Raw genomic sequence first — 26228 nt, 5'->3', positions numbered from 1 at the left:
CGTCCGCCCGCGTGTCCGTTTAGCTGTCGCCGGGGGGGGGGGGGGGGGGCCCCCCGCCCCCCGCCACGCTTGGGTCAGGGCTTGCCGCCAGCGACGCTGACGGGCTGCCACTTGTTGTCCTTCACCTGGTAGACGGTGAAGGTGGGGTTCTTCAGGTTGCCTTCGTTGTCGAAGGCCAGGGTGCCGGTCACACCTTGATAGTTAATTGCGCGAAGTACCGGCAGGTACTTTTGCGGATCGGTGGAGTCGGCTTTCTCCAGTGCCGCGATCAGCACGCCGACACCGTCGTAGGCAAAGGGCGCGTGCAGTTCGATGGGGGCCTTGTAGCGCGCCTGGTATTGCTGTTCGAAGGCTTTGCCACCGGGCATCTGCTCGACCGCAAGGCCCGGCTCCAGGGCGATCACGCCTTCGCCTTCATTTTGCGCCAGGGTCAGGAAGGTCTGGCTGACGAAGCCGCCAGCGCCCATCAGGTTGGCCTTGATGCCCAGCTGCTTGATGCGCCGGGCCAGCGGGGCGGCTTGCGCGTCGACGCCGCCGAAGAAGATCAGGTCGGGGTTCTTGGCCCGGATGCTGGTGAGCACGGCACTGAAGTCCGCGGTTTTGTCGTCCACGTATTCCCGCGCAATCACCTTGCCGCCGTCGGCCTCGACCGACTTGATGAATTGGTCGGCCAGGCCCTGGCCGAACGCGGTGCGGTCGTCGATCACCGCGATGCGCTGGGCCTTCAGGGTTTGCAAGGCATAGCGGCCGGCGACCTGGCCGCCGTCGTCGTCGTGGCCCATCACCCGGAAACTGGTGTCGAAGCCTTGCTGCGTATAGGCATGCCCGGTGGCGACCGGCGCGACCTGGGCGATGCCGGCGTCGTTGTACACCCGCGCCGCGGGAATGCTGGTACCGGTGTTCCAGTGGCCGACCACGCCGACCACGCCCGCGTCGACCAGGCGCTGGGCGACGCTGACCGCGGTTTTCGGGTCGGACTGGTCGTCTTCTGAGACCAGCTTGTAGGTCACGTTTTCACCGGCGATTTTCGGCTGGCGGGCATTGGCGGCGTCGATGGCCAGTTGCGCGCCGTTCTCCAGGTCCTTGCCGATTCGCGCGGAGGGGCCAGTCAGTGGCCCGGCCAGGCCGATGAGGATCTGCTGGTCGGCATGGGCGCCGCTGGCCAGTGCCCCCAGCAGCAGGCTGGCCAGGGTGCAACGTTTGAACGGTGTAAGCATGGGGTGAAGTCCTGTGCAGGTACGGCGATGCTCGCCGCGGCTTGTGGGTACACGCCGGTGGCCCGGTAGCGCGGTTGGTTCAGTCGCCCAGGTAGGCGGCGCGCACCTGGGGGTCGTCGAGCAGTGCGCGGGACTGGCCGCTGAGCGTCACCTGGCCACTGTCGAGCACGTAGGCGCGCTCGGTCACTTGCAGGGCCAGGCGGGCGTTCTGCTCGACCAGCAGCAGCGTCATGCCGCGCCGGCAAACCTCGGCGATGGTCTCGAAGATGCGCTCGACCATGGTCGGGGCAAGGCCCATGGAAGGTTCGTCCAGCACCAGCAGCCGGGGTTGCGAGAGCAGGGCGCGGCCCAGCGCGAGCATCTGTTGCTCGCCGCCCGAGAGCAGCCCGGCCGGTTGCTTGAAACGGCGCTTGAGGTGGGGGAACCAGCCGAGAATCTCATCGATCTGGGCCGCCACCGCGTCCGGGTCACGGCGCAGGTAGGCGCCGGCGTGCAGGTTTTCCTCGACGCTCATGCGGGCGAACACGCCGCGGCCCTCGGGCACCATCGCCAGGCCCAGGCGCAGCCGCTGGTGGGCGGGCATGCCGTGCAGGGAGCGCCCGGCGAAGCGCAGCTCGCCTTCGCTGGCGGCGATCAGCCCGGTCAGGGCGCGCAGGGTCGAGGTCTTGCCGGCGCCATTGGCACCGATCAGGGTGACGTGCTCGCCAGCATGGATGTGCAGGTCGAGGCCTTTAACCGCGCGGATCGCGCCGTAGCGCACGCCCAGGTTGCGGATGTCGAGCAAGGGTTCAGTCATGGGCTCCGGTTCCAAGGTAGGCTTCGATCACCGCCCGGTCCTGGCGCACCTGCTGGGGCGTGCCGCGGGCGATGACCTGGCCGTGATCGAGCACGGTGATGCGGTCGCACAGGCCCATCACCAGCTTTACGTCATGTTCGATAAGCAGCAGCGCGCGGCCATCGGCGCGGATGCGATCGAGCAGTTCGCGCAGTTGCTGTTTCTCCACCGCGTTCATGCCGGCGGCTGGTTCGTCCAGGGCCAGTACGCGGGGTTCGGTGGCCAAGGCGCGGGCAATTTCCAGGCGCCGCTGGTGCCCATAGGAGAGGGTGTCGGCGCGGCGCTCGGCGAGGTCGCCAATGCCCACGTAGTGCAGCAGCTGCCGGGCGATGTCGCGGCTGCGCGCTTCCTCCTCGCGGGCCCGGCGGTGGCGGGTGAGGGCGGCCCAGACCCCGTTGCCGGTGCGTATGTGGCGGCCGACCATGACGTTCTCCAGGGCCGTCATGCTGCCGAACAGGCGGATGTTCTGGAAGGTCCGGGCAATACCTGCCTGGGCCACGCGGTGTACCGCATCCGGCCGATAGGCTTGGCCATCGAGGCTGAACTGGCCGGCGTCGGCGCGATAGAACCCGGTCATCACGTTGAAGAAGGTGGTCTTGCCGGCCCCGTTGGGGCCGATCAGGCCATGCACTTCGCCCGGCTCCAGGTACAGGCTGACATTGTCCAGGGCATGCACGCCGCCAAAGCGCTTGGTCACGCCTTCCACTTTCAGCAGTTGGCCGCTCATTGCTGGCTCTCCTGTCGGGCAGGCCACAGGCCTGCGGGGCGGTACAGCATGACCAGGATCAAGGCCAGGCCGTAGAACAGCTGGCGGACGATCTCGGGGTCGACCAGCACCTGGCCGAACAGCCAGTGTTGCAGGCTGCTCATGCTGGCGCGCAGCACTTCAGGCAAGGCGGCCAACAGCAGGCAACCGAGCACCACGCCGGGGATGTGCCCCATGCCGCCCAGCACCACCATGGCCAGCACGGCGATGGACTCGTTGAGGGTGAAGGATTCCGGTGAAACGAAGCCCTGGAACGACGCGAACATCGCACCTGCGACACCGCCGAAGCTGGCGCCGATGGCGAATGCCAGCAGCTTGAGTTTGCGTGTGTCCAGGCCCATGGCCGCGGCGGCGTCCTCGTCGTCGCGAATGGCCATCCAGGCACGGCCGATACGGGATTGCTGCAGCCGCAGGCAGGCCAGCAGGATCAGCACCGCCAATGCGGCGAACAGGTAGTAATAGAGGTACACCGATGGCAACTTGATGCCAAACAGCTCCTGGGTACGGCCCAGGTTGACACCGAACAGGTGCAGCGGGTCGACCGAGGCGATGCCCTTGGAACCGTTGGTGATGTTCACCGGGCGGTCGAGGTTGCGCATGACGATACGAATGATTTCGCCGAAGCCCAAGGTGACGATCGCCAGGTAGTCGCCACGCAGGCGCAGGGTGGGGGCGCCCAGCAGCATGCCCAGCCCGGCGGCGAGCAGCGCCGCCAGGGGCACCACCAGCCAGATCGAGGTGTGCAGGCCGGCGGGCAGCCAGGCGGCGAGCGCCGGGAACTGCGTGAGCAGGTGCGGCGATGCCAGCAGCGCCGCCAGGTACGCCCCCAGGGCATAGAAGGCGATGAAGCCCAGGTCGAGCAGGCCGGCATAGCCCACCACAATGTTCAGCCCAAGGGCCAGCATCAGGTACAGCAGGGCGAAGTCGAGCATGCGCACCCAGGCGTTGCCGCCGGTGTGGCCGGCAACCCAGGGCGCGACCAGTACCGCCAGGGCGAACAGCAACAGGCCGAGGCGGGCGCGAGCGGCGGGTTGGGTGAATGCGATAGCCAGGCTCATGCGCGCACCGCCAGGCGTTCGCCAAGCAGGCCGGACGGGCGCAGCACCAGCACCGCGATCAGCACCAGGAAGGCGAACACATCCTGGTAGTTGCTGCCGAACACGCCATTGGTCCATTCACCCAGGTAGCCGGTGCCCAGGGCCTCGATCAGCCCCAGCAGCAGCCCGCCCAGCATGGCCCCGCGCAGGTTGCCTATGCCGCCGAGCACGGCCGCGGTGAAGGCCTTGAGGCCGGGCAGGAAGCCCATGTAGAAATGCGCGCTGCCATAGTTGCTGGCCATCATCACGCCCGCCAGCGCGGCCAACGCGCCACCAATGGCGAAGGTGAGGGCGACCACGGCATTGGGGTTGATGCCCATCAGGCTCGCGACCTGCGGGTTTTCCGCCACGGCGCGCATGGCGCGGCCCAGGCGTGTGCGGTTGACCAGCAGGAGCAGGCCGACCATCACGCCGAAGGCAATCGCCACCGTGGCCAGCGCCGTGGCGTTGGTGATGGCGGGGGCATGGCTGGCGTCGCCTGCGGTGACTTCGATAGGGGCCATCGACAGTAACTGCGGGAAGACTTGCGGGTTGCGGCTCCACACCAGCATCGCCACGGTTTGCAGCAGCAGCGAAACGCCGATGCCGCTGATCAGGGGGGCCAGGCGTGGCGCGTTGCGCAGGCGCCGGTAGGCAATGCGCTCGATGATCACCGCCAGCAGGCCGCTGGCAGCCATCGCCAGCAGCGTCGCGCCCACCAGCACCCAGGGCGCCGGCAAGGCAGGGAAGGCGCCTTGCAGCAGGTGGATGGCCGACAGCCCGACCAGGGCGCCGACCATGAGTACATCGCCGTGGGCGAAGTTGATGATGCGCAGGATGCCATAGACCATGGTGTAACCCAGGGCGATGAGCGCATACAGGCTGCCCGACAGTACGCCGTTGAGCAGTTGTTGAATGAACAGTTCCATGAAGCAGGCAGACCTGGGCAGAGGGTGAGGGCAGGCCGCGAACAGTAGGCAAATATTCTATTTAAATCAAATATCTTAAATTCATAACCTTATAAGCGGCCGGATTTGCCTTGATTTCCGCTATAAAATGGGTTTTTCTAGCAATAATATTCAAATAGAACTCAATACATGAATTTATTAGAACAATTGGATAGCGATCCGCCGCTGCGCGCCGTGCGCACCTTCGAGGCCTTCGCCCGGCATGGCGGCGTGAACGCCGCCGCCCGCGAACTGGACGTGTCGCCCTCGGCGGTGAGCCACCAGCTGCACCTGCTGGAGGGCTTTCTCGGCCAGCCCCTGACCGTGCGCCAGGGGCGTAACCTGATCCTCACCGAACAGGGACGCGAGTATTACCGGGCCATCCGCTCGGCATTCGCGGTGCTGCGCAGCGCCACCGACCACGTGCGCGAGCAGAGCGCAACGCGCCAGGTCACTATCAGCCTGATCCCGATGTTCGGGCTTAACCTGTTCATTCCGCGCCTGAACGAATTCCTGGCCGACAACCCGGGGGTCGACGTCAATGTCACTTACGCCAATCATCGAAGCTATCCCAGCGATGCGGCCGATATTTCCATCCGTTTCGGCACGGGGCACTGGTCGGGTTACCACAGTGAACTGCTGATTCCCGGCGCGGTGACGGCCTGGTGCAGCCCTGCGCTGATCGCCCGCTGCGGGCCGCTGGACACGCCCCAGGCACTGGCGGGCGTGGCCCTGCTGCATGACGAGGAACGCGGTACCTGGGCGCAATGGCTGCAGGCCAACGGCGTGAAGCACCCGGCGCCCCTGCAGGGCCTGCTGTTCGAGGACGGCCAGCTCACCCTGGCCGCGGCAATGCGTGGTCTGGGCTGCGCGCTGTTGCGCGAGCCGTTGGTGGCCGCGGCCCGCGACAGTGGCGAGCTGATCAGGCTGTTTGATCATGAGCTTGAGGATGGGCGGGCTTACTACCTGTGCAGACGCACGGATGGCGAGCTGTCGCGGGAAGGGCTGAGCCTCTTCAACTGGATACGCACGCGTTTCTGAACCTGGCCCGTGAGTGCGTTCTCTCGAACGCATGCACGCGACCATTACGCTATTGCTCAGTGTTGGCCAAGGCAACTACCTCGCCTCGACTGCGACCTTGATGCTCCCTCTAGTCGAAGCCCGGCTTGCGTTACAGAGCCAATAAAGGAAGCTAGCCACCGCGAGACCTGCGATCCAGCTGACATCCGCGCCAATCAGCCTGGCGAAATAGCCTTCGAAGAATGAAAGCTTCATGAACGGCAGGGTGCCAATGATCGACACGCCGTAAACGATCATGGTCCTGCGGTTCCACCTGCCATAGCGCCCTTGTGCATCGTAAAGATCTCCGATGCTGTAGCTACCTCGCTGGATCAGGTAATAGTCGACGAGGTTGATCGCGCTCCAGGGGATCAGCAGGTAGAGCTGTCCAATCAGAATGTCGGCGAAGAACGTGTCAAAGTGGTATTGCGTACGGATGGCAATGACACAGGCCAGCACCGAAATCACCGCCATCACCAACGTCTTGGTACTGCTGCGCACATGGGAAAGTTTGGCGAAACCACTGAAAATGGTCGTGGTGGACATGTAGGCACTGTAGAGGCACAACACGTTGTACTGGATTACGCCTAATGAAACCACGATAAGCGCGGCTTTGGCCCAGGGCCCGAACAGGCTGGCAATGGCCGTCCCAGGGTCGACATCCAGCGCCGATGGCAGCACAGCGGCCAGTACGGCCCCCAACGCCATCATGCCCAGTGAGCCGAGTGCGCAGCCGAAATACGTGCTCCAGAAGGTGTGCCGAGTATTGACGTCAGCAGGCAGATAACGGGAGTAATCCGCCACGTAGGGGCCATAGCCAAGGGTCCAGGAAGCAGCTTGGGCGATCACCAGGTTGAAAATCGGCATGGAAAAACCGCCGGTGTCCGCGTGAAAGATTCCAGTCGCGCTGGCCCGTGTCAGAATCAGCACCAATGCAGTGCCGAACACCACCGACGACAGCACACTCATCCACGCGCCCAAGCGGTGGATCAGTTCGTAGCCGACGACGCCAATCAGAAGCGTCGTGATGCCGACAACCAGGATCGCCTGGTCGTCGCTGATCCCCAGCAGCGCCTTCAACGGGTCACGCATCAGCACGCCACTGGCGGCCATGAACAGCACGGCGGCAGTGACCATCACCAGCAACGGGATGGCAGCACCGAACACGCCAAACTGCGCACGGCTCTGGATCATTTGCGGCACCCCCAGGTGTGGCCCCTGTGCCGAGTGAGCGGCCATGAAAATGGTGCCCAGCATGCAGCCCACGACCAACCCTGCAAGCGTCCACAGCAGGCTCAACCCCGCCGCCACACCCAGCGTGCCCACCATCAGCGCGGTAACTTGCAGGTTGGAACTGAACCACACGGAGAACAGCCGCCGCGGCCTGCCGTAACGCTCGCTGTGCGGTACGAACTCGATACTGCGCTTCTCGATCTTCATTTTATTGTCCTTGTCATCAGGCAAGCGTTTCCCCGGCCAGGCAGGGCCTGGCCGTTCACAACAACCGTTTGCGAGCGCCCCCTCTTCGGGGTCGGGTTATTGCTTCAGGAAATGCTCAAACGCATCGAAACCGGGTTTGCCGTCGAGTGTCGGACCCCCTCGAACCATGGGCGCACCTGTTCCGGGTTGTCCTTGAACCTGGCGATGTCACCAAAGGTCCGCAGGCCAGCATCAAATGCGTAGCGTGGAACGGCAAACGTGGACTGGGCATCGGGCAGTGCCGCGGGCGTGTAAACCTGGATGCGCTGCTTTTCGATGTAGGGGGTCGCGACCGGTTGCATGGTCGGCTGCCAGTAACCCAGGAACGTATCGAGTTTCTTGTCTGCCAGGCCGGCCAGGATGATTTGCTGCGAAGCCGTGGTGAGTTTCACCTGATAGCCCAGCGATTCCATGGCCAGCTGCGCCATGGCTGAGGTAGCCACGGTGTCCGACCAATTGGTCGAGCCCAATTTGATCTGCTTGCATTGGGCCGGGTCGGATGCCCAGCTTGCCCCGCTGCTTATCGCCAGCACGGCACCGACAAGGGCTGCGACCTGTAGGCACTTTTTCATCGTGCCACCTCCGCCTTCACTGCCTCAAGGCCAGGCTGGCCATCCCATGTGGTCACCCCTGCGAGCCAGCCATCGAGCACTTGAGGGTTCTGCTTCAACCATGCGCGTGCTGCCGCCTCTGGCTCCATCTTGTCGTAGAGGATGGCGCCCATGATGTGGTTCTCCATGTCCAGGGTGAAGCTCAGGTTCCTGAGCAATTGCCCAACGTTCGGGCACTCGTCTGCATAACCTTTGCGGGTGCTGGTATAGACGGTGGCATCGCCGAAGTCGGGGCCGAAATAGTCATCACCACCGGTAAGGAACTTCATCTTGAAGCGTGTGTTCATCGGGTGTGGCTCCCACCCGAGGTACACGATCGCCTGGTCGCGCCGTTTCGCGCGCTCGACCTGGGCCAGCATGCCTGACTCGCTCGATGCCACGACCGAAAAGCCGGCGTCTTTCAGGCCGAAGGCGTTCTCGCTGATTGCCTTGAGTACCGCATTGTTGCCACCGTCGCCGGGCTCAAGGCCGTAGATTTTCGCGCCCAACTCGTCCTTGAACCGGGTGAGGTCGGCAAAGTCTTTAAGCCCCCGGTCCCAGAGCGTCTGCGGCACTGCCAAGGTGTATTTGGCGTGCTGCAAGTTGACCCGCACGATATCGAGGGTACCGGCATCGCGGTGAGGCTTGAGGTCCGGCTCCATGGTCGGCAGCCAGGTACCCAGAAACACATCCATGTTCTTGCCATCAGCCAAGGCCTTGAAGGTCAGGGGGACGCCAACGAGGGTTGACTTGGTTTGGTAGCCAAGGCTTTTGAGCAGCGTGGTCGCGATTGCTGTCGTGGTCTGGATGTCGGTCCAGCCGGGGTCCGACATTCGCACCAGGCGACACTGGGAGGGTTCAGCTGCATAGGTGTTGGCACAAATGACCAGGCCAGTGCAGAACATAGCGCGCAGTGCATGTTTCATGACGCAAATCCTCTCTGTGGCAGCTGTGGGAAGCGGCAGTTTTTTGTTATTCAGAGGCGACGCAGTCTTGTTGTTTCAGGGTGACGTTAACGGAGGGCTCAACGACGAATTCCAATTGCGCGCCCGCAATAACCGGGGCGTGGCAGTGAACGATGAGACTGGAAAATCGCGCTGATCTTCGCTTCGACGGACGTTGCGAATTTCGCTGCACGCCCAGTCTCATTGGCAATGTTCATCAGCATCTGCTCACTGACAGCCAAAAGCTCGCCGTCTTTGGGGCGATACAGGTGATGGACAATGTGCAGCCGCTTGCTGTCATGGTCGATCACCTGGGTAAAGACCTGAACGGCCTCGCCCAGCCGGGTTTCGCTCAGGTAATTGATGTGAGCTTCCAGCGTGTACACCGTATGGCCGTAGATTGCTCGACCTTCCGCGTCGAGACCGATGTGGTCCATCAGTTCATCGGTGGCATGGCTGAAGAGCAGGAAGTAGAAGGCATCGCGCAGATGCCCGTTGTAATCGATCCAGTCTTCAATGATGGTGGCCTGGTGAATCAGCAACAGGTTGTTCACGAATATGTCCTTCCAGAAGTCGTGGGTGCATTTCAGAGGTCGAGAACGAGGCTTTCTGAAAGTGACCGGGAAACGCAGATCATCATCACATCGTTCTTCTTGCGTTCGGCAGCTGTCAGCACGCTGTCGCGATGGTCGGGGGTGCCGTCCAGGACGCAGATTTCGCATGAGGCGCATGTACCCTCCCGGCAAGAGCTTTCAACGCGAAGGCCGTTCGCCTCAAGCACCTGAAGAATGCTTTTGCCCGCAGGCACTTCAAACGCCTTGCCGGTCTTGGCCAGCTGCACAGTGAAAGGTTTATCCGCTGCCAGGCTTTTCGGTTCCCGGGGCGTAAACCACTCGAAATGCACCTGCTCATCGGGGAAGCTACTGGCCGCTGCTTCCACGGCAAGCATCAGTGGGGTAGGGCCGCAGGTATAGAAATGAACATTGGGCGCTTGCCGGCTGACCGCTGCCGCGACATCGAACAACCCCCCAGCCTCATCATCGGCATGCAAGGTGACCCGATCGCCAAAACCACGCAGTTCCTCCATGAAGGCTGCCCGCTGGTGGCTGCGTACCAGGTAAAACAAGTGCCAGGGGCGCTGATTGGCTTCGCACCACTGGATCATCGACCACACCGGTGTAATGCCGATACCGCCGGCGAAGAACACCAGGCCGGGTGCATCCTCTTGCAAGGCAAAATGATTGCGTGGCGGGCTGACGGTGAGCCTGTCACCCACCCGCAGTGCCTGGTGGACATGGCGTGACCCGCCACGGCTGGTCGCAGACAGGCCAACGCCCACGCAGTAGCGGTGGTTTTCGCGTGCATCGTTGCACAGCGAGTATTGGCGCACGATATCGCCAGGCAAGTGCAGTTCGATATGGGCGCCAGGTTTGAAGGACGGCAGCGCTTCACCCGAAAGCGAGCGCAGCTCAACGACCATGACACCTTTGGCTTCGGCAATCAGGTCGGTTATCTGTAGGGTCAAGACTTCATCAGGCATAGCACACCTCACGCAACGGCAAACCGGTCCGGGACGGGGAGGCGTCCCGGGCCCACACTCAACGGCGCCGCAGTGGTGCGGTTGCCTTCAACATGTGCGTAATCAATTCATCCCGATTGGTCGCGAGCGATGCCCAGCTGTTGGCACCGGCTTCCTGATTAACCCCCTCCACCAACAGGTTGGCTGTGTCTGCATCGAGCCGTGGGTCGCCCATGTCATCCCACCAACCGTTGAAGCTATCGGTGTATTTCTGGCAGAAGGCGCTCAGGCCTTCCGATCCGCCACCCAGATGGAACAGCATGGTTGGGCCCATTGCAGCCCAACGCAACCCCGGGCCTGCCCATACAGCCTTGTCGACGTCTTCCACGCTGGCCACACCGCTCTTGACCAGATGAATGGCTTCGCGCCACAGCGCGGCCTGCAGGCGGTTGGCGACATGCCCTTTGACTTCGCGATTGACCCGGATGGTGACCTTGCCGACCAGGTCGTAGAAGCGTTCAGCCTGCTCGACCACACCCGCAGCGGTCTTGTCGTTGCCCATGACCTCGACCAGCGGGATCAGGTGCGGTGGGTTGAAGGGATGGCCGAGAATGAAGTGCGACGGGTTGTTCCAACCCGCTTGCATTTCACCCAGGCGCAGGCCCGATGCAGACGAAGCGACAATGGCGCCTGGCTTGAGGGCCGCTTCCAGCCTGGCGAACAGCTCATGCTTGATCGCAATGCGTTCCGGCACGCTTTCCTGCACAAAGTCGGCGTGCTGCACTGCGCCGGCCACATCGGTATGGAAGCTCAGTTGGCCCGGCTTGGCATTCAGCAAACCCAACTCGCTCAGTGTCGGCCAGGCGTTGTCGATGTAGCGACGGACATCGGCCTCCATGGTCGGCGATGGGTCGTACACCGCGACGTTGCGCCCCGATGCCAGGAACAGTGCAGCCCAGCTGGCACCGATTACACCAGCACCGATTACCGCGACATTCTGGAACTCACTCATTGGAAAAACCTCGAATGGAAGGGGAAGCACAGGTCAGGCCGCCGTCAACGGCAGTGCGCTGACCCGTAATGAAGCGCGCCGCGTCGGATCACCCATGTGCCAGCATGACGTGACGCACACTGGTGTAAGCGTCGAGGGCGAACACCGACATGTCGCAACCGTGGCCTGAGCCCTTCATGGCGGCCCAGGGCATTTCTGGCGTGGCGACACCATGGGTGTTGACCCAGGTGAAGCCGTAACGGAGCCGGCTGCTGGCCGCCATTGCGCGGCCACTGTCCTGCGTCCATATCGAAGAGGCCAGGCCGTAGCGCGTGGCGTTGGCGATTGCCACCGGGTCTTGGTCCGGGGTGAAGCGCGATACCGTAATCACCGGGCCGAACACCTCCTGAACGGCGATTTCGGCATGCTGGTCAACATCGGCAACCACGGTGGGGCGGTAGAAAAAGCCACCTCCAGGCGCCACCGTGCCGCCGGTCACGACCTCGGCGTAAGTGCGAGCGCGGTCGACGAACCCCGCCACGCGTTGGCGGTGCACGTCGGTCACCAGCGGGCCCATTTCTGTTCCGCTGGCCCTCGGTGCGCCCACTTTGATGGATGCAGCCGCTTCGGCCAGGGCGCTGACGACGCGGTCGTAGACCTTGCTGGCGACCAGCACCCTGCAAGGCTGCGCGCAGTCCTGCCCGGCATTGAAGAACGCAGTGGCACGCAGCGTTGCGACCAGTTTCTCGACGTCGGCGTCCTCGTAGACGATAACCGGCGCCTTGCCGCCCAGCTCGACATGCACCTGACGCATCTGCCGGGCAGCCGCCCGCATGGCAGCGCTGCCCGTTGCCGGCGACCCGGTGATGCTGACTGCTTCAATGCCGTCAGCGTTGATCAGTCTGGCGCCGATCGAAGTGCCGACGCCGTATACGATGTTGATCACCCCCTTGGGCACTACGTCGGCGAGCAGCTCACCCAACCTGAGGGTGGACAATGGCGTGATTTCCGACGGTTTGAGCACCACGCTGCAACCTGCAGCCAGCGGCGCCGCCAGCTTCCAGGCAGCCATCATCAGCGGATAATTCCACGGGGCAATGGCTGCCACGGGGCCGATCGGGTCGCGGCGGATCAGGCTCGTATGCCCGGGTACATATTCACCTGCCGCCACACCCGACAGGGTGCGGGCGGCCCCGGCAAAGAACCGGAAGGTGTCGAGAGTAAGCGGCATTTCGTCGTCGAGTGCCGATGGCCATGGCTTGCCGACGTTGTGGCTCTCCAGCGCGGCCAGCGCTTCAGCGTTTTGCTCGATAACCCCGGCAATGTCCAGCAACAGTGCAGCACGCTGCGCGGGGGTAGTTTTCGAATAGGTCTCGAACGCTTCTTGCGCGCTGCGCACAGCGCTGTCCAGCTGCGCATCATCAGCCTGGCCTACGCTGATGATTTCCTCGCCTGTGGCCGGGTCGATGACAGCCAGGGGTACAGCGGCGCCTTCAACCAGCTCGCCGTTGATCAACATTTTGCTCTGCATGGCGTATCCCCACTCACGAATCACAAGGTGATCTTGTCGCGTCCTTTAAGCCCCAGACGCGCTCGCGCTTCTTCAGGCGTTGCCACCTTCAAACCGAGGTTTTCGACGATCGAGCGGATTTTCAATACCTGCTCCGCGTTGCTCTTCGCCTTTTCGCCAGCACCGATGAACAGGCTGTCTTCCAGGCCGACCCGCACGTTGCCGCCAAGCATTGCCGCCTGCGTAGCGAACGCCATCTGGTTCTTGCCGGCGGCCAGCACCGACCATTCGTAGTCCTTGCCGAACAGCTTCTGTGCCACGGTGTGCATGTGCATCAGGTTGTCCAGGTCGGCACCCACGCCACCCAGCACACCGAACACGATCTGGATCAGGAACGGTGGCTTGACCCAGCCCTGGTCGATCACCCAGGCCAGGTTGTACAGGTGGCCGAGGTCATAGCATTCGAATTCGAAGCGGGTGCCGTGCCCTTCGCCCAGCTCTTTGACGATGTATTCGATGTCGGCGAAGGTGTTGCGGAAGATGAAATCGCGGGTGCTGTCGAGGAAGGCCGGTTCCCAGTCATGCTTCCAGTTGCTGTACTTGGCCTTCATCGGGAAGATGCCGAAATTCATCGAGCCGACGTTCAATGAGGCCATTTCCGGGCTCACTGCCAGTGCGGCGCGCAGGCGCTCTTCACGGGTCATGCCCAGGCCACCGCCGGTGGACACGTTCAGCACGGCATCGCTCTGGCGATGAATCTGCCCCATGAAGTCCTGGAACAGCTCCGGGCGCGGGTCAGGCTTGCCGGTTTCGGGGTTGCGGGCATGCAGGTGGATGATCGAAGCCCCGGCGTTGGCGGCCTCGATGGAGGAATCGGCGATTTCCTGCGGGGTGATGGGCAGGTATTCCGACATGGTCGGGGTGTGTACGCCACCGGTGGTGGCGCACGTGATGATCACGGATTTTGGCATGGCGAGGCTCACAGTTTCATGTGTTGTGCTTGGGCGGTAAGGCCGAGACCTGGGCGCGGGTGCTTATGGCTTCACGCTGCGTGCGTAGGCGTCGAGTACCAGGCCGTGGAAGTGGTGCAATGCATGTTCGGACTTGCCCGAGCCATTGGGGTCGGTGACGATCCGGCCCTGATCGAAGGCAGGGGTCTGCATGCCACGCTGCACGTTCTCGACCAGCGAGATGTCTTCGACCTGCAGCACTTCGTCGAGGTAGCGAATGGCTTCTTTTTCCATGTCGTCCGGCTCGGGCGTTTCCAGGAAGAAGTCGTAGGTTTCCAGGGTTCGGTCAGGGCCCACCGGCACGATGTTGAGCACGATCATCGAGCTGCGGCCGGGGTAGCGCATCAGGCAAGTGGTTGGCCACAGCCACCAGACCGCATGGGTGCGCACGCTGGCTTTGGAGGTGTCGTACGCCGAGTTCTGGCCGTTACCGGCTTCGGCCATATGGCTCGAATAGATGCCATGGGTCTTGACCTTGTAAGTGTCCATGTCGACCAGGGTGCAGAAGTCCTTGTGCGCGGTCGGGCAGTGGTAGCACTCCAGGAAGTTGTCGACCACGTTCTTCCAGTTCGACTTGATCTCGTAGGTCAGCCGATGGCCGAACGTGAGCTTCTCGACATCCGGTGCCCAGTGCAGGATCTCCTTGGCCAGGTCCCCTGACTGTTCGCGCAGCGGTGCCGCGGCCGGGTCGAGGTTGACGTAGACAAAACCGCAGAATTCCTCGACCTGCACCGGGCTGAGGTGAATCTGGTCCTTGTCGAAATCTTTCAGGCCGGCAACGTGGGGGGCGGCAACCAGGTTGCCGTTGAGCCCGTAGCACCAGGAGTGGTAAGGGCACGCAATGCGCCGGGTTTTGCCTTCGCCCTGCAGTACCGGATGGGCGCGGTGCTTGCACACGTTGTAGAAGGCGCGCAGCACGCCCTCCTGGTCGCGGACCACGGCAATCGGCTGGCCAGCAATGTCGACGGTGGTGTAGCTACCCGGTTCGCGGACCTTCTCGACATGGCACACCCACTGCCAGCTTTTGCCGATGATTGCCTGCTGGTCGAGGCGGAACCACTCCGGTTGCACATACGCGTCGGCGCGCAGCGACTGGGACAGCAACGGGTCGGGATCGTAACCCTGCTTGATTGATTCGAATTGGCGAGGATGCAGCAACTCAGACATATCAACGGCCCTTTTATTATCACGAGCGGTGGGATGTGCTCGTTCTGTGGCGTTGATGATGGTCGGGTTGAAATCCGGAAATTTTTCATATTTCGCCGATTTATGTGTTTAATTCGTCGGCGTCGTTTTTAGGTATGTGATGACCATGGACGACATCAATCATCGATCCGTTGCCACCTGGTGCATCGGCCAAGCCCGGTAATTGAAAGGCACACGGCCATCCTGGCGGTCCTGCCGCGGTGTCAGGCCGAAGCGCTCGCGATAGACTTTGCAGAAGTGCGATTGATTCGGGAACCCCGACGCTATCCCGACTTTGGTCAGCGCCATGCTGGTCTGTGTCACCAGGCCACGGGCGCGATCCAGGCGGATATCGCGGTAGTACAGCGCCGGCGTCTTGTGGGTTATCTGCCTGAACAGCCGGTCCAGTTGCCGCTGCGAAATGCCGACTCGCTCACTGATGTCCGGGATGCTGATCACTTCCTCCAGGTGCGTTTCCATCAGCTTGATGGCCTGCATGATCGCAGGGGGGATTGTTTGACCCAGAGGCTGGTGGTCCTGGGGGTTCTGCTGCGTGCTGCCAGGACGGAATTGTTGATGAAACACGTATCGCGCGGCCTCGTTGGCGACCGTCTCGCCATCCATGTTCCTGATCAGCTGCAACGCAGTATCGAGCGCCGCCGCGCCGCCGCAACAGGTAAAGCGGTTGTCGTCGAAGACATACAAGTCCTCGACGATGGTCACGTCGGGGTATAGCTCGATCAGTGCATCGATGTGTTCATAGTGCCCCGTTGCTCGCCGACCGGACAGCAAGCCTGCCTCTGCCAGCAGGAACGTCCCTGTATCTATCGCGCCGAGCATGCAGCCTTTGCCTGCCCAGCCCCTGAGCAGGCTTTGCAAGCGGGGGCTGTGGAATTTTTCAGGCGTCCAGCTGCAGGAAAGCACCACCAGGTCCCAGCTTTGGTGACTCACGTTCGCCAAAGACTGGGTGAACAGGTCCATGCCATTGGAGGCCCGGATACCTCCGCCTTCGAGCGAGGCGAACTCCCAGTGGTAACGGGCTTCGCCGCTGAGGTAGTCGGCGGCTCGAAAAGGGTCGACGAATGCGGAAGTGGCAGCCGCATTGAAATAGGGGAACACAATGACCAGGAACCTGAACACGCTCATCTCCAACCCGTTGGACGTTCTCAATGATAAGTCAGGGTAGGTTGGATGGCTTGTCTCGGTACGGTGACGATTTGCCCATCTGAACCCTTACTCCCCCTGTGGGAGCGGGTGTGCCCGCGAAGAGGCCCTCCCAGACAACACAACGATAACGGCCAGCCTACACATGGGCGGGGTGGACTACGTGGTCAACCTGATTGTGAGCTACACATTGCCGCTGTTCTGATCGCTCAGGTCATGTACGCGGACTAGCCGCCGGGTATTGGCGGTAGGGCCGTAAAGACTTTTACCGGCTTTTTTTCAGATATCCTCAGAGGCTGTCTGGGTGTTTGTTGTTGGCACCTCTGAAAAACCCATAAATGGATCTTTCTTGCACTTGTTGCGGATGTAGACTCGGCCTGCCAACCCGAGATGCGAGTATGCACAGACCATGTCGAAAAAGGATTTCAACTGCCAGCCGTTTCTGTCAGGACGCTCGCTCAGACTGGAGCCGTTAACCCAGGGCCATTTTGAGGAGATGCTGGATGCAGCAAGCGACCCGAAAATCTGGGAAGGTCACCCGTCTACGGATCGCTTCAAACGTGCGGTGTTCGAGCCGTATTTCGCGTCATTGCTTTCCTCTGGCAAGGCGCTTGCAGTGATAGATGTCCAGCAGGAGAAAGTGATCGGCGGGTCTAGTTACTACACACCGCCTGACCACTGCGACAGCATCGCCATCGGCTTCACCTTTTTGGTGAGAGCGCACTGGGGAGGAGGTAGCAATCGAGAACTCAAACGTTTGATGGTTGAACACGCATTCAAGCTGTATGACCGCGTCTTCTTCCATATCGCACCGACGAACATACGCTCCCAGAAAGCCACGTTGAAACTGGGTGCCGTGCATCTATATGACGCGGAGTTGAATCTCTCAAACGCGGTAAAGCTCTGGAAGTGCTATGCACTTACGCGCGCCCAATGGCAAAACCCCTGAGTGTGCCGAGGGGGGCTCTGAACCTGATGTTTAGCGTATCCTTGGCACTTACTGCGGTGCAGATGGTTACCGGCAGCTATCGACCCTTTGCGGCCGCTGCGTCTGACAGCGGACTTTGTGGGAGCGGGTTTACCCGCGAACACCGGCAAAGCCGGTGCCATCCACCGCGTCGTCTGCTTCGCGGGTAAACCCGCTCCCACAGAGTGCGCGTCGCACTTGCGAAACCCGTTATCGCTCAGCGGCCGCAAAGGGTCGATAGCTGCCAGTCGTAGATGGCTGCTTACGACCCATTGCGGACGTTCATAGCTTGGCACTTGCGTGGTGGCTGAGGCATACACAACGTAGGGCGTGTCCGTATGCCATTGCATTGCAGGCTTTGAGGCATGCAACGCAGGCATACCGCTGACCTCTCGCAAGTGAACCTGGCCTGGATTTCAGCTGGAGAGAAACCCAGGCCAAATGCGCCTTTATACGTGATCAGGGCCCAGCGTCCCTGATGCCGCCCCTGGTACAAGAATGACCTTGCGGCAGTTGTCCTTTTTCTGATCAAACATTTTGTAACCCGCTGCGGCCTCCTCCAACGCAAGGCGGTGGGTGACGATCAGTTCGGGCTGCAGGCGTCCGGCTTCGATATGTTCGAGCAGCTCGGGAAGGTATTTCTGGACATGGGTTTGCCCCATCTTGAAGGTCAGGCCTTTGTCGAAGGCATCACCGAAACTGAAGCCGTGCATAAACCCCGCATAGACGCCGGGCACGCTGACTACACCGCCACGTCGCACAGCCGCGATGCTCTGGCGCAGGGCCTTGCCGCTGCTGCCCTCCAGTTTCAAGGCCGTCATTACGGTTTCCGCGGTGCTGCCTTTGGCTTCAAACCCGACCGCATCGATGACCGCGTCTACGCCACGCATACCCGGCGTCTGGCGAATGATGCTGTCGGCGGGTTCATCATCGTTTTCAAAGTTGATCGGGATGACGCCGTAGGCTTCCTGGGCGTAGGCCAGCCGGTAGTCGTTGTCATCCACCATGAAGATGGTGTGAGCGCCCAGCATCCGTGCGCAGGCGGCACTCAGCAGGCCCACTGGCCCCGCGCCGTAGATCGCTACCGATGAACCTTGCCCGATCTCGGCATTGGTGACCGCTTGCCAGGCAGTAGGCAGGATGTCAGAGAGGAACAGCACTTTGTCATCGGCAAGGGTCGTTGGCACTTTGAATGGCCCGACATTGCCTTTGGGTACCCTGACGTAATCAGCTTGGCCCCCGGGGATGCCGCCATACAGATGGCTGTAGCCAAACAAAGCAGCACCTGGTGGGATGCCCTTTTTGTTTATGACCGATCCGCGACCGGTGTTGGTCGTTTCGCAGGCCGCGAACAGATCGTGCTGGCAGAAGAAGCAGCTGCCACAAGCAATCACAAACGGGATCACGACCCGGTCGCCCACCTGCAGGTTCGTTACCTCTTTGCCGACCTCTTCGACGATGCCCATGAACTCGTGGCCGAAGATGTCGCCGTGTTCTGTTTCCGGGATCTTGCCGCGATAGAGGTGAAGGTCGGAACCGCAGATTGCGGTAGCGGTCACCCTCAGGATGATGTCGTCTGCGTCTTGGAGGGTGGGGTCAGGAACAGTGTCGACCCTGACATCGTTAGCGCCGTGGTAGGTGAGTGCTCTCATGGGCTTGCTCCTGAGTCACAAATACGTGGGGGTGTGCAGGGGAAGGCCTTTGGGCAGGCAAAGTTCAGACCAAAGGGTTCAGTGGAGGTCTGATGCAGACTGGGTTGTGTCGGTGCAGGCATTTCCGATGCAATCACCTGACTGTATTTATAGACGAGAACTCAAGGGAGAAAAGACCACTGCGACTTTGATTGGTGCGCCACCGCTGCCAGCGCATGTTCGCACGCGATCAAATCCCGAGCTTGATGATTGGCCACGATTCGCTTCTAGCCGGTCATTTCATGGCAGGCTGCCAACCAGCAACCGCCGCCGCCTGACGCCTTCAATCGCCCCCGCCAGCGCCTGGGTCTGCGGGCAAATCCTTCCCAGAGTGCCGCGAAGGCCTGGTATTCCTCGGCATGGCGCGGGTCAGCCGCCAGCCATTGGGCGAACCGGTTGCGCTCGGGGTGCTCGGCGGGCAGTTCGAGCAGGCGGGTGAACCAGCGTGCAGCCTGGTGGCGCGCGTCGCTCATGGCAACAGGGCCCGCGCCGCGCGCCGCGGTGATGGTCGATCAGTAATGAGGGGGGGAGATGATGCTCAGACCGCGTGGCAGACGCGGTCATACCGGAATAAATTTAAATCAGTAGAAGAATGATTCCCATTTGCTATAGTGCCATGGTTTAGCCATGCCTCTGCAGCTCAGGCACATCCATTCTCACGATCAACAGGTCTGCCCATGTCATTTCCCAACTTTCCCCGCAAGCGTGCGTTGAACTCCGTCTGGTTGCCACTTGGGCTGATCGCCAGCGTCACTTCGCCGCTGGCCCTGGGGCAAACCCCGCTGGGCGTTCCGGCGCAGGCGTCGCAGCCAGCAACTACCAGCGGTAACCCGAGTGCCGTGCTGGAGCTGGAGGAGACTGCAATCTCGGCGAGTGCCGATGCCTCCCGCGAAGGCCTTACGCCCGAGTACGAGGGCGGTCAGGTAGCCCGCGGCGGGCGCGTTGGCATCCTGGGCAACAAGGACTACATGGAGACGCCATTCACCTCCACGTCCTACACCAATCAGCTTATCCAGGACCAGCAGGCGCACAGCGTCGCCGACATCCTGCAGAACGACCCGTCGGTGCGCATCGCCCGCGGCTTCGGCAACTTCCAGGAGCTGTACATGGTGCGGGGCTTCCCGCTGTACTCCGATGACATTTCCTACAATGGCCTGTACGGACTTCTGCCACGGCAGTACGTGGCGTCCGAGTTCATCGAGCGTGTGGAGGTATTTCGCGGCGCCAGCGCCTTCCTCAACGGTGCGGCGCCCGGTGGTACCGGCATCGGCGGCGCAATCAATATCCTGCCCAAGCGGGCACCCAACGAGGCGCTGACCCGCCTCACCGTTGGCGCGGAGAACAATGGCTTTGGCACCGTCGCCGCAGATGTGGCGCGGCGCTTTGGTGAAGACGATCGTTTCGGTGTGCGCCTGAACGTTGCCAAGCGCGGTGGCGAGACTGCGGTCGAAGACCAGGACCGTACCCTCGAAATGTTTGCACTGGGCCTCGATTACCAAGGGGAGCGCCTGCGCCTGTCGGCAGATATCGGCCACCAGTATCACTTCATCGATGATCCGCTGCCGAGCGTTACGCCGACCGGCTCGGTCCCAAGTGCGCCCGATGCGGACAAGAACTACGGGCAATCCTGGACCTACTCGAAAGAGAAACAGGCATTCGGCACGTTCCGCGCCGAGTATGACCTGACTGACGCGGTGACCACCTGGGCGGCTATCGGCATGCGCAAGGGTGAAGAGAAGAACGTGCTGGCCAACCCATCCTCCGATGGCGCGGGTGTGACCAGTTCGAGCCGCTTCGACAACTACCGCGAAGAAACCGTCACCACGGGCGAAGTGGGTATGCGATTCAGCCTGCAGACCGGGCCGGTTTCGCATCAATGGGTGGTGTCCGGGTCCATGTACGATACCAAGGACCGCAATGCCTGGGCGGGCAACTTCAGTGGGTTTGCCGGTGACCTCTACGATCCGGTCGACGTTGCCAAGCCGGATAACGTCAGCTTCAGCGGGTCGATGTCCGACCCGCATATCACGGCCCGCACGCACACTCAAAGCCTTGCCATCGCCGACACGCTCGGCTTCTTCGACGACCAGCTGCAGGTCACCCTGGGTGCACGCCGTCAGGGCATGGACGTGACGGGCTATGACTACAACAGCGGCGACAAGACCTCGAAGTACAACCGTTACGAGACCACACCTGTTGCCGGTGTGGTGTATCAGTTGAACGAGCAGTTCTCCCTGTATGCCAACTACATCGAGGGCTTGACCAAGGGCGATACGGCGGGTGCCACCACCACGCTGCCTGACGGCTCGACGGCACCCGTGCTCAACGCGGGTGCGTCGCTGGCACCCTATGTTGCCAAGCAGACCGAGGTCGGTGTGAAATTCGACGGCGGCGGCCTGGGCGGCAGCCTTGCAGTGTTCGAAACGCGCAAGCCGGTGGGCATTGTCGAGAACCAGGTGTTCAAGGACGGCGGCGAGCAGCGCAACCGGGGTATCGAGCTGTCGCTGTTCGGTGAACCCGCGCAAGGCGTCCGGCTGTTGGGCGGTGTGACGCTGCTCGATGCTGAACTGACCAAGACCCAGAACGGCGAGAACGATGGCAACGAGCCGATCGGTGTGCCCAAGACCCAGGCCAACATCGGCGGGGAGTGGGATGTGCCGGGCGTCGCTGGCCTGACGTTGACCAGCCGTGTTGTCTACACCAGTCGTCAGTACGTGAATAACGCCAACGACCTGCAGATCCCTTCCTGGACGCGGCTGGACCTCGGCGTGCGTTATGGCTTCAAGGTCGACGACAAGGACGTAACCTTGCGCGCGCGTCTGGACAACGTGGCCGGGCGTGACTACTGGGCATCTACAGGTGGTTACCCAGGGTCCAACTATTTGGTGCTGGGGGCACCGCGCACGCTTTCGGTCAGCGCTTCGGTCGATTTCTGATGGCCTGATGCCCAGTCTGCGCTCGCCGTACTCCGCCGGTAATTATTTGCAAGCCCGGTGAGTGCGAGTGCAGCGCAGACTGGGCTTGCCAGTATTCTCAGCAAGGTCGCGCGTAGCGTTTGCGGTATTCTGCAGGGGTAACGCCCATATGACGGACGAACGCTCGACGCAAAGTGTCTGCATTGGCAAACCCACACATGGCAGCTACCTGCTTCGGTGCATCATTTCCGGCTTCCAGCCGCTCGCGAGCGGCGTTCACCCTCGTCTGCTCCACCCAAGCTGCAGGGGTCATGCCCACATCACTTTGAAAGATCCGGGCGAAATGCCTTGGGCTCACGCCCATACGCTCGGCCAGATTCGCAACCCCGTGATCCAGGCTCGGGTTTGCCGCGACATATCGCTGCAATGCCTGTAGAGCAGAGCGCCCTGTGGGTGAGGTTGATCCTTGACGGCTGAACTGCAGCTGCCCACCGGTTCTTTTGAAGTACATGACCAGGTGGCCTGCTACGTCCTTCGCTATCTCATCGCCCAGATCTTCCTGAACCAACGTCAGCGCAAGATCCAGCCCGGCCGTTACACCCGCAGCTGTCCTCACATTACCGTCATGGACCTGGATAGCATCCGCCTCCACGGTCACCTGTGGGTACCTTTCAGAGAGGGGCTGCGCCACCGCCCAGTGGGTAGTGACACGGCGGCCATCAAGTAACCCCGCAGCTGCCAGCGCAAATGCGCCAGTGCACACCGAACCGAAGCGCCTGCTCAGCGGAGCACGCTGGCGCAGCCAATCCAGAATCCCAGTACGCAGGTACTGATCGGCGGCTTGAGGTGTTCCGGCTATGAGCAGGGTATCAATTGCATCGATCTCCTCTCCGATCCAGGCATCAGGAATCAACCGGGTACCCGAAGAGCTCACCAGCGGCCCTGGTTCACAAGCGAGCAAAAGCAACCGATAGGCTTCATACCCAGCTTGCCGGTTGGCCTCCGCGAAGACGTCCAACGGACCGCAAGCGTCGAGAAGTTGAACCCCTGGCATGCCCAGGATTGCGAGCGTTACTTGGGGGCGGGACATAACAGCTCCTGAAGGGAGGGCAGAGCGCCCAGGTCCGATACCGGCTGACAATGGCAGAATATGACGTAACAAGTCAATTGATGCCATGGGCGTGGGCACTCAGACTGGAATCCTCACTCACCCTCCCAGGATCACACCATGACTAACGCTGTAGCTGGCATTCACGTACCTGACAGTTCGATGGCCCGAGAAATCACCGAACTGGTTAAGGACACTGCCTCACCCTTGATTTTCCATCATTCGAGTCGCGTCTTCTATTTCGCATCGCTCGCTGGTAAGCGCCTTGGCCTGAAGTACGACGACGAGCTGCTCTACGCGGGTTGCATGTTCCATGACATGGGCCTGACCCACCAGCACAGCAGCGATTGCTGCCGTTTCGAGGTCGATGGCGCCAATGCTGCACGTGATTTTCTCAACAGTCACGGCATTAACGAACGGGACATAGAGCGCGTGTGGACTGCAATTGCACTTCACACGACTCCAGGGATTCCAGAGCACATGCACCCGCTCATTGCATTGGTCACTGCGGGTGTGGAGACCGATGTCCTCGGGTTACACCATGAGGGGCTCAGCGCAGTTGACCGGGATGCCGTAGTTCAAGCGCATCCACGTGGCGATCACTTCAAAGAAGCGATCATCCAGACGTTCTACAACGGTATCCGCCACAAGCCCCAAACGACATTTGGCAACGTCAAGGCGGATGTGATTACGGACAAGGAACCTGGCTTCTTGCCGGATAATTTCTGCAGCATCATTCGTCAGTCCTGCTGGCCCAGTTGAATGAAAGCGGCCGCAAGCCGTGTTGCATTTCAGGACGTGAAATTATCAATTGCGGCCTGCGCGGATTCTGCCTCGGCACGATTGCGCTGATCATCCACCCCACACGAAATCGCCCTTTCGGGCAGATGGCTTTCATTTTCCTGTTACCTCGAAGGAGTACTTCATGACCACCAATGCATTAATTGTCGTCGACATTCAGAACGACTACTTTCCCGGAGGTAAGTGGCAACTCGACGGCGTCGACGCTGCTGCCGATAACGCTGCGCGCATCATCGCTGCGGCACGCAAGCAAGGCGAATTGGTCATTCATGTCCGCCACGAAACCCCTTCCCCAGACGCGCCTTTTTTCGTTCCAGATAGCGAAGGCGCACAGTTGCATGAGAAGGCCGCAGCGTTACCGGGCGAGAAGGTGATTCTCAAACACTTCATGAGCCCATACCGCGAAACCGATTTGTTGGAAACGCTGAAGAATAAAGGCATCGAGACCGTCACCGTTGTGGGTAACATGAGCCACATGTGCATTGATGCCGTGACTCGTGCCTCTGATGACTACGGTTTCAAGACCACCGTTATCCACGACGCCTGCGCGACACATGGCCTGGAGTTCAATGGCGTGACCGTCCCTGCTTCTCATGTGCATGCTGCGTTCATGGCAGCACTAGATTTCGGCTACGCGACAGTGGTATCGACGGAACAGTTTTTGGCTTGAAGGTTACTTCATCAAGCGGCTTGTCCTCGTCTGTAGTTACTGACCTCGGTTAACTTCGCCGGCGCTCGCTAGGGGGGGGAGATGCTCAATCTCACTGGCTCTCAGCCTGCGACCGATCAGTGCATGCGCGAGAAGCCGCGCGTGCGTCGCGCCAGGGCTGGTTCGCGATGGGCATGTGCGAGCGCAGGCAATCTCCAGAAGGCCTCGACATCACCCCGCTGACCAGCTTTGTACACTTCGTCAGCAATCTGCATGGTTTTTAGAAACTTCAGTACCTTTGTGAGTCTTTTAACCTGTTGATTTATAAGTAAAAATAAATGGCATAGTTCTCGCTATTACCCCTTCAAGGATCAGTTCCATACTTGAAGGAAAAAATGATGAAAGCGACAACCTCCACCTTGCTGTTGATTGCAACCGGTCTGGTGCCGAGCTTCGCGCTCGCAGACGAGGGTTTCGTTGAAGGCAGCAGCCTCAGTATCCTCAATCGCAACCTTTACTACAGCAACGACTTCCGTAATGGTGATTTCGCCATCAACCCTAACACTGGCGAACGGCAGAGTCGTCAAGCCGAGTGGGGGCATGGCATCGTTACCAGATTCGTTTCCGGCTTCACGCCGGGAGCTATCGGCTTCGGCCTGGATACGCATGCGATCATTGGCCTCAAGCTGGATGGCGGCAACGGCTTGGTTGGTAATGGTGTGGGAGTCCCAGGGGTGGTGTCGCGCTCAGGTAGCAACTTCGATGGCAAGCCCAAGGATGAGTACAGCAAGCTCGGCGGCGCGCTCAAGGCGAGGTTCAACAAGACCGAGCTGCACTATGGCGACGTCTTTCCCAGCAGCCCCGTAGTCGCTGCCAGTGACATTCGCCTGTTGCCGCAGAGCTTGCGAGGTTGGCTGCTGAAAGACGCAACCTTCGAGGGGCTTGACCTGCAAGCCGGCAAGCTGGAGTCGAGCAGCGACCGTAACGCGAGCAACCACCGTGGTGACCTGGGAACTGTCTATGCGGGCCGGCTCAAGGACGCCGATGATGTGATGTACGTGGGTGGCAGTTACCGCGCCAACGACAACTGGTCGTTCAAGCTGTATACCAGCCGTCTGGACAACGTCTGGAACCAATCCTTCGCCCGTGTCGATTTCAGGCAGCGACTGGGACAAGGGCTTGGCTGGGATACGGGGTTCAACTACTACCGTACCCGCGATACCGGGCGCGCCTTGCTGGGAAGCATCGACAACGACTCCTGGAGTACCCACCTGGGTTTTGATATCGGTGTCCATCGCCTGGTGGCTGCCTACTCGCAGATTCGGGGCGACGAACCCTTTGACTATGTGTGGAACACCTATGACCTGCAGCTCGACAATGCGTCGCAGGTATCAGACTTCAACAACCCTAACGAGCGCTCCTGGCAGTTGGCCTACACCTACAATTTCGTAGGGTTGGGCATCCCGGGCTTGAGCGTGACCACCCGTTACCTGGCGGGCGACCACATCGACGGGCGCAAGGCCAGTGCCGGTTACGCCTACTTCAACAATGTCAGCGATGGCAAACACTGGGAGCGCAACCTGTGGGTCACCTACGTTGTGCAGAGTGGTGTGGCCAAAAATCTTTCTTTCAAGGCATTGCAAGCTACCCATCGCACCAGTGGCCATAGCGCCGAGCAGGATGTCGATCAGTTGCGTCTGATTGTCGAATATCCCCTCGATCTGCGTTTGCTGTAGGGGCTCACGAGATTTCTTGGCTCCGCTCACGATTGCCGGGGTGCCGGACCGGTCGGAGCGGGCTGCGGC

24 protein-coding genes are annotated in these 26228 nt (G+C 61.1%); 6 read left to right on the top strand and 18 right to left on the bottom strand.

Features of this window, described 5'->3' with window-relative positions; genetic code table 11:
• Positions 1 to 74: 74 nt before the first annotated feature.
• The 5 genes from IAE39_RS02475 to IAE39_RS02455 form a co-directional block, all read right to left on the bottom strand.
• A complete protein-coding gene (locus IAE39_RS02475) occupies positions 75 to 1217 on the bottom strand; it encodes a branched-chain amino acid ABC transporter substrate-binding protein (protein ID WP_201199060.1) in 1143 nt (380 codons plus the stop codon).
• Between the two features lie 79 nt (positions 1218 to 1296).
• Entirely contained in the window at positions 1297 to 2001 is a 705-nt protein-coding gene (locus IAE39_RS02470) for an ABC transporter ATP-binding protein (RefSeq protein ID WP_442968415.1), read from the bottom strand.
• 4 nt (positions 2002 to 2005) lie between these two features.
• A complete protein-coding gene (locus tag IAE39_RS02465) occupies positions 2006 to 2779 on the bottom strand; it encodes an ABC transporter ATP-binding protein (protein WP_201199058.1) in 774 nt (257 codons plus the stop codon).
• Positions 2776 to 3876 (bottom strand): branched-chain amino acid ABC transporter permease, encoded by a 1101-nt coding sequence (locus tag IAE39_RS02460; RefSeq protein WP_201199056.1) that lies wholly within the window; start codon positions 3874 to 3876, stop codon positions 2776 to 2778. The genes IAE39_RS02465 and IAE39_RS02460 overlap by 4 nt, the downstream gene beginning before the upstream one ends.
• The gene (locus IAE39_RS02455) at positions 3873 to 4823 is read right to left on the bottom strand and encodes a branched-chain amino acid ABC transporter permease (RefSeq protein ID WP_201199055.1); all 951 of its coding nucleotides are present in this window, start codon (positions 4821 to 4823) and stop codon (positions 3873 to 3875) included. The genes IAE39_RS02460 and IAE39_RS02455 overlap by 4 nt, the downstream gene beginning before the upstream one ends.
• A gap of 168 nt (positions 4824 to 4991) precedes the next feature.
• Between IAE39_RS02455 and IAE39_RS02450 the strand changes: the two genes are divergently transcribed.
• Positions 4992 to 5882, top strand: a complete 891-nt coding sequence (locus IAE39_RS02450; protein ID WP_201199054.1) for a LysR substrate-binding domain-containing protein — start codon at positions 4992 to 4994, stop codon at positions 5880 to 5882.
• 75 nt (positions 5883 to 5957) lie between these two features.
• Here the strand turns inward: IAE39_RS02450 and IAE39_RS02445 are convergent, their stop codons facing one another.
• The 10 genes from IAE39_RS02445 to IAE39_RS02400 form a co-directional block, all read right to left on the bottom strand.
• Complete coding sequence (locus IAE39_RS02445) at positions 5958 to 7340, bottom strand: purine-cytosine permease family protein (protein ID WP_201199053.1); 1383 nt, start codon at positions 7338 to 7340, stop codon at positions 5958 to 5960.
• Between the two features lie 104 nt (positions 7341 to 7444).
• Positions 7445 to 7951, bottom strand: coding sequence for a glycine betaine ABC transporter substrate-binding protein (locus IAE39_RS02440; RefSeq protein ID WP_201199051.1), 507 nt, complete (start codon positions 7949 to 7951; stop codon positions 7445 to 7447).
• Positions 7948 to 8895 (bottom strand): choline ABC transporter substrate-binding protein, encoded by a 948-nt coding sequence (gene choX, locus IAE39_RS02435; RefSeq protein WP_201199050.1) that lies wholly within the window; start codon positions 8893 to 8895, stop codon positions 7948 to 7950. Before choX ends, IAE39_RS02440 begins: the two co-directional genes overlap by 4 nt.
• A 98-nt stretch (positions 8896 to 8993) precedes the next feature.
• Positions 8994 to 9467, bottom strand: a complete 474-nt coding sequence (locus IAE39_RS02430) for a thioesterase family protein (protein WP_201199045.1) — start codon at positions 9465 to 9467, stop codon at positions 8994 to 8996.
• Between the two features lie 32 nt (positions 9468 to 9499).
• A complete protein-coding gene (locus tag IAE39_RS02425; protein WP_201199044.1) occupies positions 9500 to 10453 on the bottom strand; it encodes a PDR/VanB family oxidoreductase in 954 nt (317 codons plus the stop codon).
• A gap of 58 nt (positions 10454 to 10511) precedes the next feature.
• Positions 10512 to 11444: a 3-hydroxyacyl-CoA dehydrogenase NAD-binding domain-containing protein gene (locus IAE39_RS02420; RefSeq protein ID WP_201199043.1), complete on the bottom strand. Its 933-nt coding sequence runs from the start codon at positions 11442 to 11444 to the stop codon at positions 10512 to 10514.
• An 88-nt stretch (positions 11445 to 11532) separates the two neighbouring features.
• Positions 11533 to 12954 (bottom strand): aminobutyraldehyde dehydrogenase, encoded by a 1422-nt coding sequence (locus IAE39_RS02415; protein WP_201199042.1) that lies wholly within the window; start codon positions 12952 to 12954, stop codon positions 11533 to 11535.
• A gap of 20 nt (positions 12955 to 12974) precedes the next feature.
• The gene (locus tag IAE39_RS02410; RefSeq protein ID WP_201199041.1) at positions 12975 to 13904 is read right to left on the bottom strand and encodes a 3-keto-5-aminohexanoate cleavage protein; all 930 of its coding nucleotides are present in this window, start codon (positions 13902 to 13904) and stop codon (positions 12975 to 12977) included.
• A 63-nt stretch (positions 13905 to 13967) separates the two neighbouring features.
• Positions 13968 to 15110, bottom strand: coding sequence for an aromatic ring-hydroxylating oxygenase subunit alpha (locus IAE39_RS02405; RefSeq protein ID WP_201199040.1), 1143 nt, complete (start codon positions 15108 to 15110; stop codon positions 13968 to 13970).
• 159 nt (positions 15111 to 15269) lie between these two features.
• Complete coding sequence (locus tag IAE39_RS02400) at positions 15270 to 16274, bottom strand: GlxA family transcriptional regulator (protein WP_201199039.1); 1005 nt, start codon at positions 16272 to 16274, stop codon at positions 15270 to 15272.
• A gap of 427 nt (positions 16275 to 16701) precedes the next feature.
• Here IAE39_RS02400 and IAE39_RS02395 point away from each other — a divergent pair, with 427 nt between their 5' ends.
• Positions 16702 to 17241 carry a GNAT family N-acetyltransferase gene (locus IAE39_RS02395; protein ID WP_201199037.1) on the top strand — a complete coding sequence of 180 codons (540 nt, stop codon included), beginning with the start codon at positions 16702 to 16704 and terminating at the stop codon, positions 17239 to 17241.
• Between the two features lie 467 nt (positions 17242 to 17708).
• On the opposite strand, the gene IAE39_RS02390 is transcribed toward IAE39_RS02395, so the two are convergent.
• Both IAE39_RS02390 and IAE39_RS02385 read right to left on the bottom strand, forming a co-directional pair.
• Positions 17709 to 18911, bottom strand: a complete 1203-nt coding sequence (locus IAE39_RS02390) for a zinc-dependent alcohol dehydrogenase (RefSeq protein ID WP_201199036.1) — start codon at positions 18909 to 18911, stop codon at positions 17709 to 17711.
• 266 nt (positions 18912 to 19177) lie between these two features.
• Positions 19178 to 19423 carry a FecR/PupR family sigma factor regulator gene (locus IAE39_RS02385; protein ID WP_201199035.1) on the bottom strand — a complete coding sequence of 82 codons (246 nt, stop codon included), beginning with the start codon at positions 19421 to 19423 and terminating at the stop codon, positions 19178 to 19180.
• Between the two features lie 204 nt (positions 19424 to 19627).
• On the opposite strand from IAE39_RS02385, the gene IAE39_RS02380 reads away from it, so the two are divergent.
• Entirely contained in the window at positions 19628 to 21886 is a 2259-nt protein-coding gene (locus tag IAE39_RS02380; RefSeq protein WP_201199034.1) for a TonB-dependent receptor, read from the top strand.
• Positions 21887 to 21983: 97 nt separating this feature from the next.
• On the opposite strand, the gene IAE39_RS02375 is transcribed toward IAE39_RS02380, so the two are convergent.
• Positions 21984 to 22955 (bottom strand): GlxA family transcriptional regulator, encoded by a 972-nt coding sequence (locus IAE39_RS02375; RefSeq protein ID WP_236548360.1) that lies wholly within the window; start codon positions 22953 to 22955, stop codon positions 21984 to 21986.
• A gap of 138 nt (positions 22956 to 23093) precedes the next feature.
• On the opposite strand from IAE39_RS02375, the gene IAE39_RS02370 reads away from it, so the two are divergent.
• From IAE39_RS02370 to IAE39_RS02360, 3 genes are all read left to right on the top strand, one after another.
• A complete protein-coding gene (locus tag IAE39_RS02370; protein ID WP_201199033.1) occupies positions 23094 to 23735 on the top strand; it encodes an HD domain-containing protein in 642 nt (213 codons plus the stop codon).
• Between the two features lie 163 nt (positions 23736 to 23898).
• Positions 23899 to 24444 (top strand): cysteine hydrolase family protein, encoded by a 546-nt coding sequence (locus tag IAE39_RS02365; RefSeq protein WP_201199032.1) that lies wholly within the window; start codon positions 23899 to 23901, stop codon positions 24442 to 24444.
• Positions 24445 to 24821: 377 nt separating this feature from the next.
• Positions 24822 to 26159: an OprD family porin gene (locus tag IAE39_RS02360; RefSeq protein ID WP_201199031.1), complete on the top strand. Its 1338-nt coding sequence runs from the start codon at positions 24822 to 24824 to the stop codon at positions 26157 to 26159.
• Positions 26160 to 26228: the final 69 nt, after the last annotated feature.

The sequence above is a fragment of the Pseudomonas sp. S37 genome (assembly GCF_016658545.1).
Lineage (GTDB): Bacteria > Pseudomonadota > Gammaproteobacteria > Pseudomonadales > Pseudomonadaceae > Aquipseudomonas.
Note: the sequence above shows the minus strand (reverse complement) of the source record. Positions and strands in the feature narration are given on the sequence as shown.